The organism is Croceicoccus sp. Ery15 (genome assembly GCF_020985305.1).
Taxonomy (GTDB): domain Bacteria; phylum Pseudomonadota; class Alphaproteobacteria; order Sphingomonadales; family Sphingomonadaceae; genus Croceicoccus.
On record NZ_CP087588.1, the window covers coordinates 1,209,435 to 1,225,965 of the forward strand.

13 protein-coding genes are annotated in these 16,531 nt (G+C 64.2%); 9 read left to right on the forward strand and 4 right to left on the reverse strand.

Features of this window, described 5'->3' with window-relative positions:
* Positions 1 to 26 precede the first annotated feature (26 nt).
* Positions 27 to 3,290 carry a YdbH domain-containing protein gene (locus LOZ77_RS06025; protein WP_230281277.1) on the reverse strand — a complete coding sequence of 1,088 codons (3,264 nt, stop codon included), beginning with the start codon at positions 3,288 to 3,290 and terminating at the stop codon, positions 27 to 29.
* A gap of 137 nt (positions 3,291 to 3,427) precedes the next feature.
* On the opposite strand from LOZ77_RS06025, the gene radC reads away from it, so the two are divergent.
* The gene (gene radC / locus LOZ77_RS06030) at positions 3,428 to 4,168 is read left to right on the forward strand and encodes a DNA repair protein RadC (RefSeq protein WP_255671208.1); all 741 of its coding nucleotides are present in this window, start codon (positions 3,428 to 3,430) and stop codon (positions 4,166 to 4,168) included.
* A 445-nt stretch (positions 4,169 to 4,613) separates the two neighbouring features.
* Here radC and LOZ77_RS06035 read toward each other — a convergent pair whose 3' ends face one another.
* From LOZ77_RS06035 to tpiA, 3 genes are all read right to left on the reverse strand, one after another.
* Positions 4,614 to 6,245: a CTP synthase gene (locus LOZ77_RS06035; protein ID WP_230281278.1), complete on the reverse strand. Its 1,632-nt coding sequence runs from the start codon at positions 6,243 to 6,245 to the stop codon at positions 4,614 to 4,616.
* A 144-nt stretch (positions 6,246 to 6,389) separates the two neighbouring features.
* Positions 6,390 to 6,773 (reverse strand): preprotein translocase subunit SecG, encoded by a 384-nt coding sequence (gene secG / locus LOZ77_RS06040; protein ID WP_230281279.1) that lies wholly within the window; start codon positions 6,771 to 6,773, stop codon positions 6,390 to 6,392.
* A 169-nt stretch (positions 6,774 to 6,942) separates the two neighbouring features.
* The gene (gene tpiA, locus LOZ77_RS06045; protein WP_230281280.1) at positions 6,943 to 7,692 is read right to left on the reverse strand and encodes a triose-phosphate isomerase; all 750 of its coding nucleotides are present in this window, start codon (positions 7,690 to 7,692) and stop codon (positions 6,943 to 6,945) included.
* Positions 7,693 to 8,003: 311 nt separating this feature from the next.
* On the opposite strand from tpiA, the gene LOZ77_RS06050 reads away from it, so the two are divergent.
* From LOZ77_RS06050 to lexA, 8 genes are all read left to right on the forward strand, one after another.
* Entirely contained in the window at positions 8,004 to 9,932 is a 1,929-nt protein-coding gene (locus tag LOZ77_RS06050; protein ID WP_230281281.1) for a peptidyl-prolyl cis-trans isomerase, read from the forward strand.
* Between the two features lie 39 nt (positions 9,933 to 9,971).
* Positions 9,972 to 11,522, forward strand: a complete 1,551-nt coding sequence (trpE, locus tag LOZ77_RS06055) for an anthranilate synthase component I (protein ID WP_230281282.1) — start codon at positions 9,972 to 9,974, stop codon at positions 11,520 to 11,522.
* A gap of 61 nt (positions 11,523 to 11,583) precedes the next feature.
* On the forward strand, positions 11,584 to 12,201 hold the full coding sequence (locus LOZ77_RS06060) for an aminodeoxychorismate/anthranilate synthase component II (RefSeq protein WP_230281283.1): 618 nt from the start codon (positions 11,584 to 11,586) through the stop codon (positions 12,199 to 12,201).
* On the forward strand, positions 12,198 to 13,187 hold the full coding sequence (gene trpD / locus LOZ77_RS06065; protein ID WP_230281284.1) for an anthranilate phosphoribosyltransferase: 990 nt from the start codon (positions 12,198 to 12,200) through the stop codon (positions 13,185 to 13,187). Before LOZ77_RS06060 ends, trpD begins: the two co-directional genes overlap by 4 nt.
* Positions 13,184 to 14,014, forward strand: coding sequence for an indole-3-glycerol phosphate synthase TrpC (gene trpC / locus LOZ77_RS06070; protein WP_230281285.1), 831 nt, complete (start codon positions 13,184 to 13,186; stop codon positions 14,012 to 14,014). Before trpD ends, trpC begins: the two co-directional genes overlap by 4 nt.
* Positions 14,014 to 14,508, forward strand: coding sequence for a cyclic pyranopterin monophosphate synthase MoaC (moaC, locus tag LOZ77_RS06075; protein ID WP_230281785.1), 495 nt, complete (start codon positions 14,014 to 14,016; stop codon positions 14,506 to 14,508). The genes trpC and moaC overlap by 1 nt, the downstream gene beginning before the upstream one ends.
* Entirely contained in the window at positions 14,505 to 15,710 is a 1,206-nt protein-coding gene (locus LOZ77_RS06080) for a molybdopterin molybdotransferase MoeA (protein ID WP_230281286.1), read from the forward strand. Before moaC ends, LOZ77_RS06080 begins: the two co-directional genes overlap by 4 nt.
* Positions 15,711 to 15,829: 119 nt before the next feature.
* Complete coding sequence (gene lexA / locus LOZ77_RS06085) at positions 15,830 to 16,531, forward strand: transcriptional repressor LexA (RefSeq protein WP_230281287.1); 702 nt, start codon at positions 15,830 to 15,832, stop codon at positions 16,529 to 16,531.

Below are 16,531 nucleotides of genomic sequence, written 5' to 3' on the forward strand. Positions count from 1 at the left end.
TCCGGTCGACGCTTCTATGGCACGGTTCATGGCACGGTCTCGCTTTCGGCATTGTGAATAGAGGGTTTAACCGGCGGCAAGCCAGCGACCAGATCGCCTTGCGGAGCCGGAGGAATTTCGGGAGCTTCGGGGTCGGACACCAATGCACCGCCCTCTTCCTTCAACAGGCCCAGTTCGCGCGGATCGCGCACCGAAGCCGGATCGTACAGCGATTTCAGGCTGGAGAGCAGCTGATAGAAGGGCGCGCGTATATTGACGTTAAAGCGCACCGGCAGGCTGGCGAGCTTGCGGGTCAGAATGTTCTTCGACGCCGCCTCGCCCTGACTGACCCCGTCGATTCGCACGCGGGTGACGATCTCCCCTTCCAGCGCGCCGTCCATGCCAATGGTCATGTTCTTGTAATCCAGCGATTTCAGCGCATCGAAGGCGAAATTGGTGATCGCGGACATATCCTCATAGCTGAGCGCCCCGACATAGGAGAGATTGCCGCCCGGCGCGCGCGATTGCAGGAACCCTTCCTCGATCCGCCCGCCCGCCTTGTCGAACACCACGGGCAAGGTGCCGTCGAACGTGCCGGTTGCCGACAGATTGGCCATTTCCATCCTTTCGAGGAAGCGCGCCGCATCCAGCCCCTCGATCACGAAGACATAGCGCCGCGTCTCGTCCGCGCCCAATGTCATGCGCACGGGCCGCAATTCCAGCGTGCCGCCGACAAAGGGCCATTTGCCCGAATGAAAGGCAAAGACATTCCCTTCCTCAAGAGCATAGCGGATCACGCCGTTTTCGACCGGAATGCCGGGATTGATTTCGGCCACGGTGATCGTCTGGTCGGGCGCGGTGACCATGCCCATCAGATCGGTAAAGCGGATCGTTCCCGCCATGCCCTTGACCGGTCCGAATGCCGCCGCGAAATCGAGCGAGGCCGTGGTGAACTGGCCGGTGGACGTAATGCCTTGCGCGCTCCAGTCGATCCGCCCGCTGCCATCGACCCGCCCCTGCATATTGGCGACCACGCCCAGCGCCAGCGGGGTGATATCGGTCGGTTGCAGGCCCTCATCGAAACGCAGCCCGTCAACCGTCAGATCGGCATGGCCCGTCCCGCTGCCCAGATCATGCGCGATATCGACGGCGGTAACCTGCCTGCCGGTCGTTTCCTCGCGCAGCAGGGCTTGCGCCGCGATCCGGTTGTCGGCCAGCCTTAAGGTCGCCCCTTCGCTCACCATCGGATTGAACCGGGCCGAAGCCGCGCGGTCGGTCATCCGAAGGCTGACATCGTCCAGCGCCAGCACGCCATCGTTATAGGACCATCGGCCCGATGCCCGCGTAATATCGTGCGGCACGGCGGCCATGCGCATTTCGGCATCGGCAAAGCTGCCGCCGATCGCGCTGCCCAGATCGGCTTTCAGATCGCTCAGCACGAATTGCGTGGCCGATCCGCCCTCACCCAGTTGCACGTCCAGATCGCGCGCTGCCATGGTGCCGGGAAAGGCAAATCCCACCGGACCGCCATTCACGCGCACCGGCGTGTCGCCCAGACGCCCCGCCAGCGCCAGTTCGGGCACGCCCGCCGCGAAACGGGCGCCGTTTTGCGTCACGCGCAGCATCGCGCCGTCACCTGGCGGGCACAATGTGACGGTCTGCCGCACCATCGACAGGCTTGCCAATGTAAGCGCGTCGAATCGCGGCGAAATGCACGCGGAGCCCAGCGCCAGCCCGCTCCGCTCGCTCCATCCGCCCGCGACCGGCAGGTTCAACGCCTCTACCCTCCCGCCGGGGAACGCGCCGCTGGCGATCAGGCGACCGGCAACCGAAACCGCGCCCGAAGCGTTTTGCACGATGCGCATGTCGGGCACGGCCAGCGCCGCGTCGCGCGCCCTATATTCCGCCATGGTCAGCCGCATGGCGCGAATGCCATCCTCACGCTCTTCCATCCGGCCCGTGATACGCGGCAACCCCGCGCCGCCGGTGGAGAAATTGCCCGCCACTTCGACAGGCCGGTCGCCGCCAAACCCGTATTGCCCGCGCGAAAGCGCCAGCAGCGTCTCTCCGCTCGTGCCCCGCCAGCGCGCCTGCGGCACGATCAGCGTCGTACGACCATCTGCAAGGCGCGCCTGCACATCCGCCGAAAAACTGCTGTCCTTGCCCTCTGCCGCCAGGCCGCTTTGCAATTTGGCCAGCAAAGGCTCCGCCAGCGTTCCCGCAGCCGATTTGCGCCATCCCGTCATCAGGGTATCGAGGTCACCCGCAGCTTGCAGCCCCTCACCCTCAAGCCCGCCGTTGAAGGCCACATGCGACAGGTCCGGCCGCGCGCGGACGCGTCCTTCCAGCCGGACGGTTCGCCCCTTGATGCCCGATGCTTCCACCCCGCTGGCGGATAAGTCGAAATTCGACACCAGAGCGCCCTTGCCATCGCGGGTCAGCGCCAGATCGCCCGTCAGCGCGTCGGCACGCGCCATATCATGCGCCAAACCGCGTCCGTTCAAGCGTCCACGCAGCGCGAAACTGGCGAAATCCTGCGTCTCGGCATGAAATTGCAGCGCGTTTTGCCCCATCGCCGCGCCGGACGCGCATTGCAGGCTGGCCAGACGCACCGGCCCGTCAAACGCCAGTCGCCCCCTATGCGTCGCCAACTTGCCATAAAGGCTCCCCCACTCGCCCGTACAATCGCCCAGCGCCATCCGGGGCATGACCGCGCCCGCCACGCCTGCAAAGCCGCTGGCCAGATTGCCGCCGCCTTCCAGCTTGGCACCGACATCGCCCCACGGACTGCGCACCATTGCCCGCCCGTCCGCAATCGCAAGGTCCAGATCGGGCAGTGCGAACGGCTCGTCGCTCGCACTGTCGTAAATCACTCTGTCGAGCGCACCGAAACTGACCTTTTCGCCATCCCAGCGCCCGTAAAGCCGCGGCTTTTCCAGCCTGACGCCGCCGATGGCGGGCGTGCCGAAGCGATAGGCGATCGTCACCACAGCCCGCTCTACCGTCAGGTCGGGGTCAAGGGGATCGCCCACTACGATATTGCCGATCACCTGCTGCTGCGGCCCGATCGAGATCACCTCATAGCTCGCCGGAACGCCATATTCGGCCAGCGTCGAATCGATCAAATCACCGGCCAGCCTTTCGCGCGTAACGTAAAGCCCGGCGAATATGCCCAGCGAGATCGCGAAAAATACGAGCGCCACATCGGCGAAAAACCGCCGTTTGCGATAGCGGCGCGCACGAACGGAGGCAGCGACCGGTTCGCCGGTCGGCACTTCTCCCGCCTGTTCGTTATCGTCCTGTTCGCTCATGCCGCCTGCGCAATCGAATATCGGCGCCCTTGCAGCTGGCCGAATGCTGGGCCGAACTTGCGCATTCGTCCGGCAAAAGGCAATGACCGCACAGGGATGCGCACGATTTCGTGCCGCCGAAAAGGGACGTTTACGCCATGGCCGACGGGCAGGAACCGCTGCCGATCGATGCGCCTGCCATACCGCCGCAGGGCAGACCGCAAGACGGCACCGATCCGCGCGGCCATCGCGCGCGGCTGCGCGAAAGGATGCTGTCGGGCGGGATCGATGCGCTGGGTGACCATGAAATCGTCGAATATCTGTTGATGACCGCGATTCCGCGAAAGGATGTAAAACCGATCGCGCGCAGCCTGTTGCAGCGTTTCGGCAGCCTTGCGGGCGTGTTCAATGCCGACCGCAAGGCGCTGGCCGATCATCCCGGTATGGGAGAGACCAGCGCCGCGGCGCTGAAGATTGTGGGCGTTGCAGCCCGGCGGCTGGCGCGCAGCCAGGTGCAGGAACAGCCGATTCTGGGCAGCTGGCAGGCGCTGATCGATTATCTGACGATCGATATGGCGCATCTGACGGTCGAACGGGTGCGCATCCTCTATCTCAATGCGCAAAACCGGTTGATTCGCGACGATCATGTCGGCGACGGCTCGCTTGACGAAGCAGCCATCCACCCGCGCGAGGTAATTAAGCGGGCGATGGATCTGGGTGCGGCGGCTTTGATCCTTGTTCACAACCACCCCAGCGGCAATCCCGAACCGAGCAGGGCCGATATCCAGATCACCAACCGCATTGCAGAGGCTGGGCGATTGCTGGGCGTGACGGTGCATGACCATATCATCGTGGGCCGCAGCGGCCATGTATCGCTGCGGTCCAAGGGATTGATATAAAGGGTTGAAAATTCTTCGGGGGCGGACATCGGAAACTGCCCACCCCCGCGACGTCACCGCCGCCTCACCCTTGAAAATGACCATCCGGGTCGCAGAAAGACAGTCATTCCCGCAGGCAAGCCATTTCGGCCGATATGCGAACGGCAAAGCGCATCGCGACCGGGGTCGGGAAAGCTGAAATCATTCGACGGAATTCCGGCAGCGTGCACGTCCCCCGCACGCCCGACGACCCGTCAACGACGGTGCCGACCTGTCACGCCAATGCCTGAACCTTCCCCAACCCGTCTGGTCCACGCCTGCCATCGCGGGCCATGACCCCGACGGAATGTAACATTTCATGCACCGTGGACGTATCGGTAACCGTTCATCGCGCGTAAAGGCAAGGAAATTCTTCAAATCCTAAGCGATCCGAAGCCTTCCCTGCCTGCGGGCGTTAACGATTTTCCTAAACGAGCCGCGACTGCTCCAGTGCCGCCTTGATGAATCCGGCAAACAGCGGATGGGGCGCGAATGGACGGCTCTTGTATTCGGGATGGAATTGCACGCCGACGAACCACGGGTGGTCGGGGCGTTCCACGATTTCGGGCAGCAGGCCGTCGGGCGACATGCCCGAAAACAGCAAGCCGCCTTGTTCCAGCGCTTCGCGATAGGCGACGTTCACTTCGTAACGGTGGCGGTGGCGCTCGGATATCTCGGTGCTGCCATACAGATTGGCTGCGCGGCTGTTGCCCGCCAGCTTCGCGTCATAGGCGCCAAGCCGCATCGTACCGCCAAGGTCACCGCCCTCGGCGCGCTTTTCAAGCCCTTCGGCGGTCATCCATTCGGTGATGATGCCGACGACAGGCTCGCTCGTTTCGCCGAACTCGGTCGAACTTGCGCCGGCGATTCCCGCCGTGTTCCGGGCGCCTTCGATGCAGGCCATCTGCATGCCGAGACAGATGCCGAGGAATGGCACGTCGCGTTCACGGGCAAAGCGGACGCTCTCGATCTTGCCTTCGCTGCCCCGTTCGCCAAAACCGCCGGGGACGAGGATGCCGTGCATCGGTTCCAGCGCCGCCACGATGTCCGATTCATCCTGTTCGAACAATTCGGCATCGATCCACTTCACATGGACCTTGGTGCGATTGGCCATTCCGCCGTGAATCAGCGCTTCGTTCAGCGATTTATACGCATCGGGCAGGCCGACATATTTGCCGACCACACCGATGGTCACCTCACCCTCCGGATTCTCGAACCGGTCGACGATGTCGTCCCAGCCCGCCAGTTCGGGTGCCGGTGCATCCATGCGGAAATGGCGCAGAACCTCTGCGTCGAGACCCTCGGCATGATATTGCAGCGGCACCGCATAGATGCTGCTGGCATCGAGCGCGGGAATGACCGCTTCTGTCCGCACGTTGCAGAACTGCGCGATCTTGCGGCGTTCGCTTTCGGGCAATTCATGTTCGCAGCGGCACAGCAGCAGGTCGGGCTGTACGCCAAGGCTCGTCAGCTCGCGCACCGAATGCTGGGTGGGCTTGGTCTTCAGCTCGCCCGCCGCCTTGATATAGGGCACCAGCGTCACGTGAATCGCGGCGGTCTGTTCGCGCGGCAGTTCGTTACGCAGCTGGCGAATCGCTTCGATAAAGGGAAGCCCCTCGATATCGCCGACGGTGCCGCCGAATTCGCACAGGACGAAATCCAGCCCCTCGGTATCGGCAAGGGCGAATTGCTTGATCGCGTCGGTCACATGCGGGATCACCTGAACGGTCGCGCCCAGATAATCACCACGCCGTTCCCTGGCGATGATCGACTGATAGATCCGCCCGCTGGTGATATTGTCGCCCTGATGCGCCGACACGCCGGTAAAGCGTTCGTAGTGGCCCAGATCGAGGTCGGTTTCCGCCCCGTCGTCGGTCACGAAAACCTCGCCGTGCTGATAGGGGCTCATCGTCCCCGGATCGACGTTGAGATAGGGGTCGAACTTACGAATGCGGACCTTGTAGCCACGCGCTTGCAAAAGGGCAGCCAGCGATGCCGCCATAAGACCTTTGCCGAGCGAGGAGACCACGCCGCCGGTGATGAAAATGTACCGCGCCATGGGGGTTGGGCCTTAGTCGAAAGAATCGAAATGGGGCAAGCTTCGTGTGAAGCCTGCGGCCGCTTTTCGTCAATTTAATGGGGATGGACCGGATAAGCGATCCGGTCCGGTGCTGATTTCAGGGCGGAACCCTATGTGGCCCGGTTATTCGGCCGAACCGGCCAGCGGATCTGCATCGGCAGCCGGCGCCGCCTCGCCCGCAGGAGCGGGAGTCGCCGCAGGAACGGCAGGCGCCAGCGGATCGGGCGCTGCGGCGGGGATCGTACGGTCGAGCGAGGTATCGATTTCGCTGCCCTGCGTGGTTTCGACGGCAATCGCCGCCAGCGCGATCGACAGCACGACGAACAGAACAGCCAGAATGCCGGTGGCCCGCGTCATGAAATTGGCCGCACCGCGCGCGCTCATCAGGCCGGACGGGCTACCGCCCACGCCAAGCCCGCCGCCTTCCGACTGCTGCATCAGGATCGCGCCGACCAGCGCCGCACCAACAATCGCTTGAACGATGGTAAGAAACAGGAAAAGCGACATCGATTGATCCGGTTATGCAGACAGACAACAAGTTTGCGAAAAATAGGAGCCGCGCGTGCCTATGCAAGCCCGTGCGCCGATCCAAGGCGGCGGCTCTTACCGGCAGCGGCCCTAACTTGCAAGCAACCCGAACTGGGAAGCAAAGGGGCGGGGGGCAAGTTTCGGACGTTCAGCCTTCGTCCAAAGAGGATGCCGCCGCGATGATCGGTACGAAACCGTCCGCCGTCAGGCTGGCCCCGCCGACCAGCGCGCCGCCCACTTCGGATGCCGACAGCAATTCGGCCGCGTTATCGCCCTTGACCGACCCGCCATAGAGAATGCGGATTTCCTTCCCCTCGTCCCCGTAACGGTCCATCAGCACCGCGCGCAGCCATTTATGCATGGTACCCACATCCTGAACCGACGGGACGCGACCCGTGCCGATGGCCCAGATCGGTTCATAGGCGACCGACAGGCGCTGCGGCGAATCGGGCAGGCAATCGGCCAGCTGGCGCGCGACGATCTTCTCCGCCTCGCCCGAATCGCGCTGCTCCGCGCTTTCGCCCACGCACAGGATCACGCCAAGGTCGACGGCCTGCGCCGCTTCGGCCTTGGCCTTGACGTCCGCGTTGGTCTCGCCATGGTCGGCGCGGCGCTCGGAATGGCCGACGATCACGAAATCGGCCCCCGCCTCGCGCAGCATGGCGGCCGAAATATCGCCGGTATGCGCACCCTTCTCGGACGAATGGCAATTCTGCGCGCCCACGCCGATCTGGTTCACCGCCTCTCGCAGTGCCGAAATCAGCGTTGCGGGCGGCGCGATCGCCACCTCTACCTTGGGCAGGCGCGACGAAGCGCGGTCGATGGCGCGCGCCTCGCTAAGATCGGTGCGCATGCCGTGCATTTTCCAGTTTCCGACTACATAGCAACGTTGTGCCATCGATTACCCGTCCGCCCTGTTTGTGATCCGTGCTGTCACAATGACAACGCCCGAAGGAATGACCCGGAAAGAATGACCCGGGAAGAATGACAGAGTCGATAGCCCTGCCGGTCGGCGGCGGCTAGCCCATGGAGGGTTTTGTGTCAAAACGGTAGCGGACCGGTCGTGCCCGCTTTGCGGGGACGGTGTTGCAGCGCGGCCATCACCCGCCTAAAGCCGTGCGCCAATGCATCGCGCCGGTCCGGTTTCACGCCGGGCCATGCGAAGAAAATGACGGCCCCTTACGGCCAAATTACGGATTGCCAGTCACCATGATCCAGGGTTTTCGCAAGCTTTTCCAATCTCCGCTCGGCCTTGCGCTGACTTTGGGCTTTGTCGCGCTGATCGCTTTGGCGTTTGCCAGCGCGGATATCACCGGATCGGGCTTTGGCGGCATCGCGGGAAGCGAGCGCGTGGCGACGGTGGGCGACCAGAAAATCACCACGTCGCAATTGCGCACCACCGTGGGCAGCGCGTTCGAACAGGCGCGGGAAAATAATCCGACCGCGACCATGGAGGATTTTCTGGAGGCCGGCGCGATCGACAATCTGCTGGACCAGATGGTCGAACGCTATGCACTTTACGATTTCGGCCTGTCCAAGGGGGTGCGCATCGGCGATTCGCTGATCGGCAGCGAATTGACGCAGATGGCCGCGTTTCAGGGGCCCGACGGAAAATTCAGCCAGGACCTCTATAATCAGGCCATCCAGCGTCGCGGCCTTTCGGACCAGATGGTGCGCGAGGATATCGGACAGGGTCTTGTCTCGCGCATGTTGCTGGTGCCCACGACCTATGGGGACAAGGCACCGCTGAATGTCGCGCGCCGATATGCGGGGCTGCTCAACGAAACGCGCCATGGCGGCGTGGCGCTGATCCCCAGCCCTGCCTTTATCGATCAGGAACCGGTCGACGATGCGGTACTGAAAAAATACCTCGCCGACAATCGCGACACCTATATGCTGCCCGAGCGTCGCACGATCCGCCTTGCGACTTTCGGCGCGGAAGTGCTGGGGGATGCGGCCAAGCCGACCGAGGCCGAGATTGCCGAACGCTATAAGGCGAATGCCAGCCAGTATACCGCGCGCGAGGAGCGCGAGTTCGAGCAGCTGATCGTACCGACCGAAGCCGCGGCCAATGCGCTGAAAGGGCAGATCGCTTCCCCCTCGCAATTGCGGGCCGTGGCGGAAAAGCAGGGGCTTGAGACGAACACGGTCACCGCCACCAGCCGCCAGCAACTGACCTCGACATCAACGCCGCAGGTTGCAGCCGCCGTTTATGACGCGGCCTCGGGCAGCATCGTCGGGCCGGTTCGCGGACCGCTGGGTTTTTACCTGATCCGCGTCGGCAAGGTCACTCCGGTCGCGGCACGCGGTATCGATGCCGTGCGCGGCGAGATTGCCGAAGCGATCGGGCAGGAAAAAACCCGCAGCCTGATGGCCGACCGCGCCTCACAGATCGAGGATCGCCTGCAGTCGGGCGCAAGCCTTGCCGATGTCGCCAAATCGCTGAATGCCGAGGTGAGCAATACGCCCCCGCTGACCGAGGATGGCAGCGTGTTCGGCGAAGGCGAAGTCGATCCATCGGAAGCGCGTCTGGCGCAAACCGTGTTTGCCATGCAGCCCGGTGGCGATGCGCAAATCGCGGCCAGCATGGACGGACAACGCTATGTGATCTTTGAACCCGGCGAAGTCACCCGTGCCGCGCCGCCGCCGTTCGACGACATCAAGGACGTGCTGACGCGCAATTACAAGCTGGAACAGGGCTCTGAAAAGGCGAAGGCTGCCGCCGACAAGGTGATGGCCGCGATCAAGGGCGGCAAGACCCTGTCCGAGGCGCTGGCCGGTCTCGATGTTCGCACACCGCCGGTCGACAGCATCGATCTGTCGCGCCGCCAGCTGATGGCGCAGCGCCAGCAACGCGGCATCGCGCCGCCGCTGGCCCTGATGTTCACCATGGCACCCAAGACCGCGAAACGGCTGGAAGCGCCCAATGGTCTGGGCTGGTTCATCGTCTCGCTCGACAGCATCGACGTACCCGAACTGGCCGACGACGATCCAATCATCGCGCAAACGCAGGCCGAATTGTCGCATCTTCGCCAGCAGGAGCTGATCGACCAGCTTCGCGTTGCGATTGCAAAGGAAGTGCCGGTGACTCGCAATGACAATGCGATTGCCGCCGTTCGCACCCAGCTTGCGCCCTAGCGCAATTGATCGCCCGTATATAAGCGAACCGCCAACACGATGACCGACACCGCCGTCCCCGAAAACGCGGATCACGCCCGCGACGCCTTTGCCGCCAGCCAGTTGCGCGCGGGACGCGCAGGCGTGGTCTGGCGCAAGGTGATCGCGGATTGCGAAACGCCGGTGGCCGCCGCGGTCAAGCTGATCGAACCGGGTCGCGGCGATTTCCTGTTGGAATCGGTCGAAGGGGGCGAGACGCGCGGGCGTTACTCGCTTGTCGGGCTGGATCCCGACCTGCTGTTCCGCGCAAGGGGCGATACGGCGGAAATCAACCGCATCTGGCGGCATGACCGCAACGCTTTCGTCCAGCTGAAGGACGAGCCGCTGACCGCATTGCGCAATCTGGCGGCCAGCTGCCGTTTCGATGTGCCCGATGAATTGCCGCCCGCGCTTGCCTGTCTTGTCGGCTATTTCGGGTATGAAACGATCGGTCTGGTCGAGGATATCGCACGGCCCGCGCCCAATCCGCTGGACCTGCCCGACATGATCTTCGCGCGGCCCACGCTGATCCTCGTGTTCGACCGGCTGAAGGACACGCTGTTCTGCATCGCGCCCGTCTGGCCCTCGGAAAGCAGCGCCGATAATGCCGTTTCCGCCGCGGCAGAGCGGATCGAGGCCTGTCTGGCAAAGCTGCAGGGCGCGCGCCTGTCAACGCCCCCGCTTTTGCCCGAAGAGGCCGAGGCAGCGCTGACCCCGCAATTGCCCGCGGGCCGCTATACCGAGATGGTGCGCGCGGCCAAGGATTACATTACGGCGGGCGATATCTTTCAGGTGGTTCTGGCGCAGCGTTTCACGTGCCCCTTCCCGCTGCCTCCGCTGGCGCTTTACCGCGCGTTGCGGCGAGTGAACCCCTCGCCCTTCCTCTATTTCCTCGACTTGCCCGGCTTTGCGCTGACGGGGTCCAGCCCCGAAATCCTCGTGCGCGTGCGCGGCGGGGCGGACGGCAAGCCCGAGGTGACGATCCGGCCCATCGCGGGCACCCGCCCCCGCGGCAAAGACGCAGAGGAAGACCGCGCCAATCGCGACAGCCTGCTGGCCGATCCCAAGGAACGCGCCGAACATCTGATGCTGCTCGATCTTGGCCGCAACGATGTGGGCCGCGTGGCGAAACCGGGCACGGTGCGCGTGACCGAAAGCTATACGGTCGAACACTACAGCCATGTCATGCATATCGTGTCGAACGTGGTGGGCGATCTGGCGGCCGATGCCGATGCCATCGACGCCATGTTCGCAGGTTTTCCTGCAGGCACGGTCAGCGGCGCGCCCAAGGTGCGGGCCTGCCAGATCATTGCCGAGCTGGAGCCGGAAACCCGCGGTGCCTATGCGGGCGGCGTCGGCTATTTCGCGCCGGACGGATCGGTGGACAGCTGCATCGTCCTGCGCACCGCAGTGGTCAAGGACGGGGTGATGCATGTGCAGGCAGGCGCGGGCATCGTGGCCGATTCCGATCCCGCCTATGAACAGCGGGAGTGCGAAGCAAAGGCGGGCGCATTGCTCGCCGCCGCGAAAGAGGCACTCAGCCTCGCGGGTGAGCCGGGATACGGGCAATAGGCCCGCCCCGCTTCCCCCGCCGCCTTGATCTCGGCCCTATTCGCGCGCAAAGGCGGGCATCATGATCCTTGTCATCGACAATTACGACAGCTTCACCTGGAACCTCGTCCATTATCTGATGGAAATGGGCGCAAAGGTGGAAGTGGTGCGCAACGACGCCATCACGGCAGCAGATGCACTGAAAACCGGCGCGAAAGGCTTTCTGATCTCGCCCGGACCCTGCACGCCCGACGAAGCGGGAATCAGCCTCGACCTCGTCGGCGCTTGCGCCGATGCGCGGCTGCCGCTGCTGGGCGTGTGCCTTGGCCACCAGTCCATCGGGCAATATTTCGGCGGCAAGGTCGTTCGCGGCGGGCTGATGCATGGCAAGACCTCGCCCGTCGATCATGACGGAACGGGCGTATTCGCTGGCCTGCCCTCGCCCTTTACCGCCACGCGCTATCACAGCCTTGTGGTAGAGGACGTGCCCGATTGCCTGAAGATCAACGCCACCACGCCGCGTCCGGACGAGGATGGCACCCATGCCATGGGCTTCCGCCACGAAAGCCTGCCGATCCACGGTGTTCAGTTCCACCCCGAAAGCATCGCCACGCAGCACGGCCATGCCATGCTTGCCAATTTCCTTGCGCTATGCGGGATCGACGCGGTTCTGCCTGCCGAACAGGCCGTGGTCGCATGATGGCATCGACCGGACTGACCATCGACGAAGCCGAAGCGCTGGTCGGCAAGATGCTCGACGGCGAAATGGCGGACGATGCCATTGCCGATGCGCTGACCGCCATGGCGGAGCGCGGCGAAACGGCAGAGGAAATCGCCGGTGCCGTGCGTGCCATGCGCGCAAGGATGAAGCCGGTTCCCGCGCCCGCGCTTGCCATCGATGTTTGCGGCACGGGCGGCGACGGGCAGCATTCGCTGAACGTATCCACTGCCGTGGCGCTGGTGGTGGCCGCTTGCGGCGTGCCTGTGGCGAAACACGGCAATCGCGCGGCCAGCAGCAAGGCGGGCGGGGCCGATACGCTGGAAAGCCTTGGCCTGAACCTCGACAAGGCCGGTGCGCTGGCGGCGCAGACCCTGCCGGATCTGTCCATCGCCTTTCTGTTTGCCCAATCGCACCATCCCGCGCTGGGCCGCATTGCCCCGATCCGCAAGGCACTGGGTCGCCGCACCATCTTCAACTTCACCGGCCCGCTGGCCAATCCCGCCAGTGTCACCCGCCAGCTGGTCGGCGTCGCCAGCCCCGCTCTGGTGCCCGTTTACGCGCGCGCCATGCGCGATCTGGGCACCGAACGCGCACTGGTCGTGTCAGGCATGGAAGGTCTGGACGAATTATCGATTGCCGGGCCCAGCAGGACCGAAGCGATCGGGTTCGACTTTCCGTCCGAGATCGGCCCCGAAGACGCGGGCCTGCCTGTCCATCCGCTCGATGAGATCAAGGGGGGCGACGCGGATTTCAACGCCGCTGCCCTGCGCGACTTGCTGATGGGGGCCAAAGGTGCCTATCGCGACACGGTGATCTTCAACGCCGCCGCCGCACTTGTGGTCGCGGGCGAAGCCGAAACCTTGCGCGAAGGCGCGGAAGAAGCCGCCGAAGTCATCGACAAGGGGCTGGTGAAAGCCTTGCTCGACTGCTGGATCGGCGTCGTGAATTCGGGAAAACTGGCATGAGCAACCGTCTGCTCGAGATTTGCGACGTCAAACGCGGCGAAGTCGCCCTTCGCAAGGCGCAGCGTTCCCTGCGCGATCTGGAAGTGCTGGCCCGCGCACAGGAAGCACCGCGCGGTTTCGCCGCGCGGCTGGAACAGGCATCGCGGCGCGGCTTTGGGCTGATCGCGGAAATCAAGAAAGCTTCGCCTTCCAAAGGCCTGATTCGCGCTGATTTCGACCCACCCGAACATGCCCGCGCCTATGCCGCCGGCGGGGCGACCTGCCTGTCGGTGCTGACCGATGCGCCGCATTTTCAGGGGCACGAGGATTATCTCGTCGCCGCGCGCGCCGCCTGTACCCTGCCCGTGCTGCGCAAGGATTTCATGGTCGACCCCTGGCAAGTGACCGAAGCGCGCGCCATTGGCGCCGATGCGATCCTGATCATCGTCGCCGCGCTCGACGATACGCTCGCCGCCGAGATCGAGGCCGCCGCCATCGAAGCGCATATGGATGTGCTGGTCGAAGTGCATGACGAGGCCGAGATGGAGCGCGCGCACCGGCTGCGGTCGCGGCTGATCGGCGTCAACAACCGCGATCTGCGCACATTCACGACCGACATCGCCACCACCGCCCGGCTTGCCCCGCTGGCCCCGCAAGGCGCCCTGCTGGTCAGCGAAAGCGGCATCGCCAGCCATGCCGACGTGCAGAGAGTGTGCGAAACCTCGGGCGCGCGTTGTTTCTTGGTGGGAGAGAGCCTGATGCGGCAGGACGACGTGGCCACTGCCACACGCGACCTTTTGGGTCTTCCCCGCCTGTCCGGCATGGCCGGACCGCTCGGAACGCGATGATGGGCAGCAGGCTGTCCCATATCGATGCCGCGGGAAATGCGCGCATGGTCGACATCGGCGGCAAGGCCGCAGCGCGCCGCATCGCGGTCGCCAGTGGCATCATCACCATGTCAGACGAAGCACTGCAGGCGATCCGCGAAGGCAGTGTGAAAAAGGGCGACGTGCTGGCGACGGCGCGCATCGCCGGTATCATGGCGGCGAAAAAGACGGGCGAGCTGGTGCCGCTGTGTCATCCGCTGCCCATCGATGCAGTGAATGTCGATTTCGCGTTCGAACACGGCGCGATCCGCGCCAGCGCCAGCGCCGCGATCGAGGCGAAGACCGGTGTGGAGATGGAAGCGATCACGGCCGTTTCAGTTGCGCTGATCACGATTTACGACATGGCCAAGGCTCTGGACAAGGGGATGGTCATCGGCGGTATCCGCCTGATCGCCAAGGATGGCGGCAAATCGGGCCGCTGGCGCGCCGCAGGGCACGAGGATCTGGAGCTTTGACGGCACCGCTGCTCGATCTGGACGAGGCGCAGCGGCGCCTGCTGGCGATGGCACAGCGGTTACCCGCCGTCGATTTGCCTGCCGAAGAGGCATCGGGCCGCTGGCTGGCGCGCGATGTCGTGGCGCTGCGATCGCAGCCGCCCGATCCGATGTCGGCCATGGATGGCTATGCCATGCGGCAGGCCGATATGCCCGGACCGTGGAACATCGTCGGCGAAAGCGCGGCGGGCCATGTGTATCAAGGCTCGGTCGGTGCGGGTCAGGCGGTACGCATCGCCACGGGCGGCGTGGTGCCCGACGGCGCGGACATGGTCGCCGTGCAGGAGGATTGCCGCCGCGACGGCGTCCGCCTTTATTTCGAAGGGCAACCGCCCGCCCCGCTTCACCGCCATATTCGGCCGCGCGGACTGGATTTCAGCGATGGCCAGACAGTCGCCAGGGCGGGCGAAAGGCTGACACCGGCACGGCTGGCGCTGAGCATCACTGCGGGTCATGGCATCTTGCCAGTGCATGATATCGCCAACGTCGCCGTCATCGAAAGCGGCGATGAATTGCGCCCTGCCGGTGAACCGCTGCCTGCCGGTTCCATTCTCGCCAGCAACGGGGCAATGCTGGGCGCGTTGTTCGCCGATATCGGCTGCACGGTTCAGCGTCAGGGCCCCGTCCCCGACCGGCGGGATGCCTTGCGCAGCGCCTTTGAAAATGCAGGCGATGCGCAGATGATCGTCACCAGCGGGGGCGCTTCGGTGGGGGACCACGATCTCGTGCTGCCCGTACTGCAGGAGATGGGCGCCGAAATCGATTTCTGGCGCGTTGCGATCAAGCCGGGCAAGCCGATCCTTGTCGCAAAGCTGGGCAAGCAGCTCGTCATCGGCCTTCCCGGCAATCCGGTTTCCAGCTTCGTCACCGCGCATCTGTTCGCCCTGCCCGTCGCGCGCGCGCTGATGGGCGACCGGTCGCCGCTGCCCGCGCTACAGCCCGCGTTCTGTCTTGCCGATCTGCCCGCCACTGGCAGGCGGACGGAATTTCTGCGCTGCCGCTTTACCGATGCAGGCGTCATGCCCCTGTTTCTGCAGGATAGTGCGGCGTTGAGCCCGCTGGCCGAAGCCGATGCGCTGATCCTGCGCCCTGCAAAAAGCGGAACGGTTGCCAGCGGCGATATCGTACAAGTGATGCCCTTTGCCCCGCGCAATCGCGCCTAGTGGAACATTGCGTTAACATGGCTTGACGATCATTCTGATGTTGCTTAATTGTTCCGCATTCGTTCGCGCCATTGGGGCGCGGAACGGAACAGGACTTTGGGCGGAACAGGATATTGGCCATGCTTACGCGCAAACAGCACGAATTGCTGCTTTTCATTCAACAGCGGCTTGAGGATACGGGCATTTCCCCCTCGTTCGAGGAAATGAAGGAAGCGCTCGATCTGAAATCGAAGTCGGGTGTCCACCGGCTGATTTCCGCCTTGGAAGAACGCGGGTTCATCCGCCGCCTGCCCAATCGCGCGCGGGCGCTCGAAGTGATCCGCCAGCCCGACGACGTGACCGGCACGGCGAAACCTGCGGCAGTGGCGCCAAGCGCGGCGAAAGCCGATAATGTGGTCGAATTCAGGCGCCCGTCCCCGCCGTCCGGCGCGTCGAACGATGTGATCGAAATTCCCCTGCACGGTCGGATCGCCGCCGGCGTCCCGATCGAAGCGATGGAGGATACGCAGGTCCTGCCTGTTCCCGCAGCCCTGCTGGGCAGCGGTGAGCATTACGCGCTGGAAGTATCGGGCGATTCCATGGTGGAAGCCGGTATTTTCGACGGCGATTACGCGCTGGTCCGCCGCACCGACACCGCCCGCGACGGAGAGATCATCGTCGCGCTGGTGCGGGGAGAGGAAGCAACGCTGAAATATCTGCGGCGCGAAAACGGCATGGTCAGGCTCGATCCCGCCAATGCTGCCTATGAACCGCAGATCTACGATCCGTCGGAGGTTCAGGTTCAGGGACGGCTCGCCGGATTGCTTCGCCGTTATCACTGA

Excerpts from the sequence above, each read along its gene's own strand:
- LOZ77_RS06025 (WP_230281277.1), bottom strand. The coding sequence starts at position 3,290 with ATGAGCGAACAGGACGATAACGAACAGGCGGGAGAAGTGCCGACCGGC.
- radC (WP_255671208.1), top strand. The coding sequence starts at position 3,428 with ATGGCCGACGGGCAGGAACCGCTGCCGATCGATGCGCCTGCCATACCG.
- LOZ77_RS06035 (WP_230281278.1), bottom strand. The coding sequence starts at position 6,245 with ATGGCGCGGTACATTTTCATCACCGGCGGCGTGGTCTCCTCGCTCGGC.
- secG (WP_230281279.1), bottom strand. The coding sequence starts at position 6,773 with ATGTCGCTTTTCCTGTTTCTTACCATCGTTCAAGCGATTGTTGGTGCG.
- tpiA (WP_230281280.1), bottom strand. The coding sequence starts at position 7,692 with ATGGCACAACGTTGCTATGTAGTCGGAAACTGGAAAATGCACGGCATG.
- LOZ77_RS06050 (WP_230281281.1), top strand. The coding sequence starts at position 8,004 with ATGATCCAGGGTTTTCGCAAGCTTTTCCAATCTCCGCTCGGCCTTGCG.
- trpE (WP_230281282.1), top strand. The coding sequence starts at position 9,972 with ATGACCGACACCGCCGTCCCCGAAAACGCGGATCACGCCCGCGACGCC.
- LOZ77_RS06060 (WP_230281283.1), top strand. The coding sequence starts at position 11,584 with ATGATCCTTGTCATCGACAATTACGACAGCTTCACCTGGAACCTCGTC.
- trpD (WP_230281284.1), top strand. The coding sequence starts at position 12,198 with ATGATGGCATCGACCGGACTGACCATCGACGAAGCCGAAGCGCTGGTC.
- trpC (WP_230281285.1), top strand. The coding sequence starts at position 13,184 with ATGAGCAACCGTCTGCTCGAGATTTGCGACGTCAAACGCGGCGAAGTC.
- moaC (WP_230281785.1), top strand. The coding sequence starts at position 14,014 with ATGGGCAGCAGGCTGTCCCATATCGATGCCGCGGGAAATGCGCGCATG.
- lexA (WP_230281287.1), top strand. The coding sequence starts at position 15,830 with ATGCTTACGCGCAAACAGCACGAATTGCTGCTTTTCATTCAACAGCGG.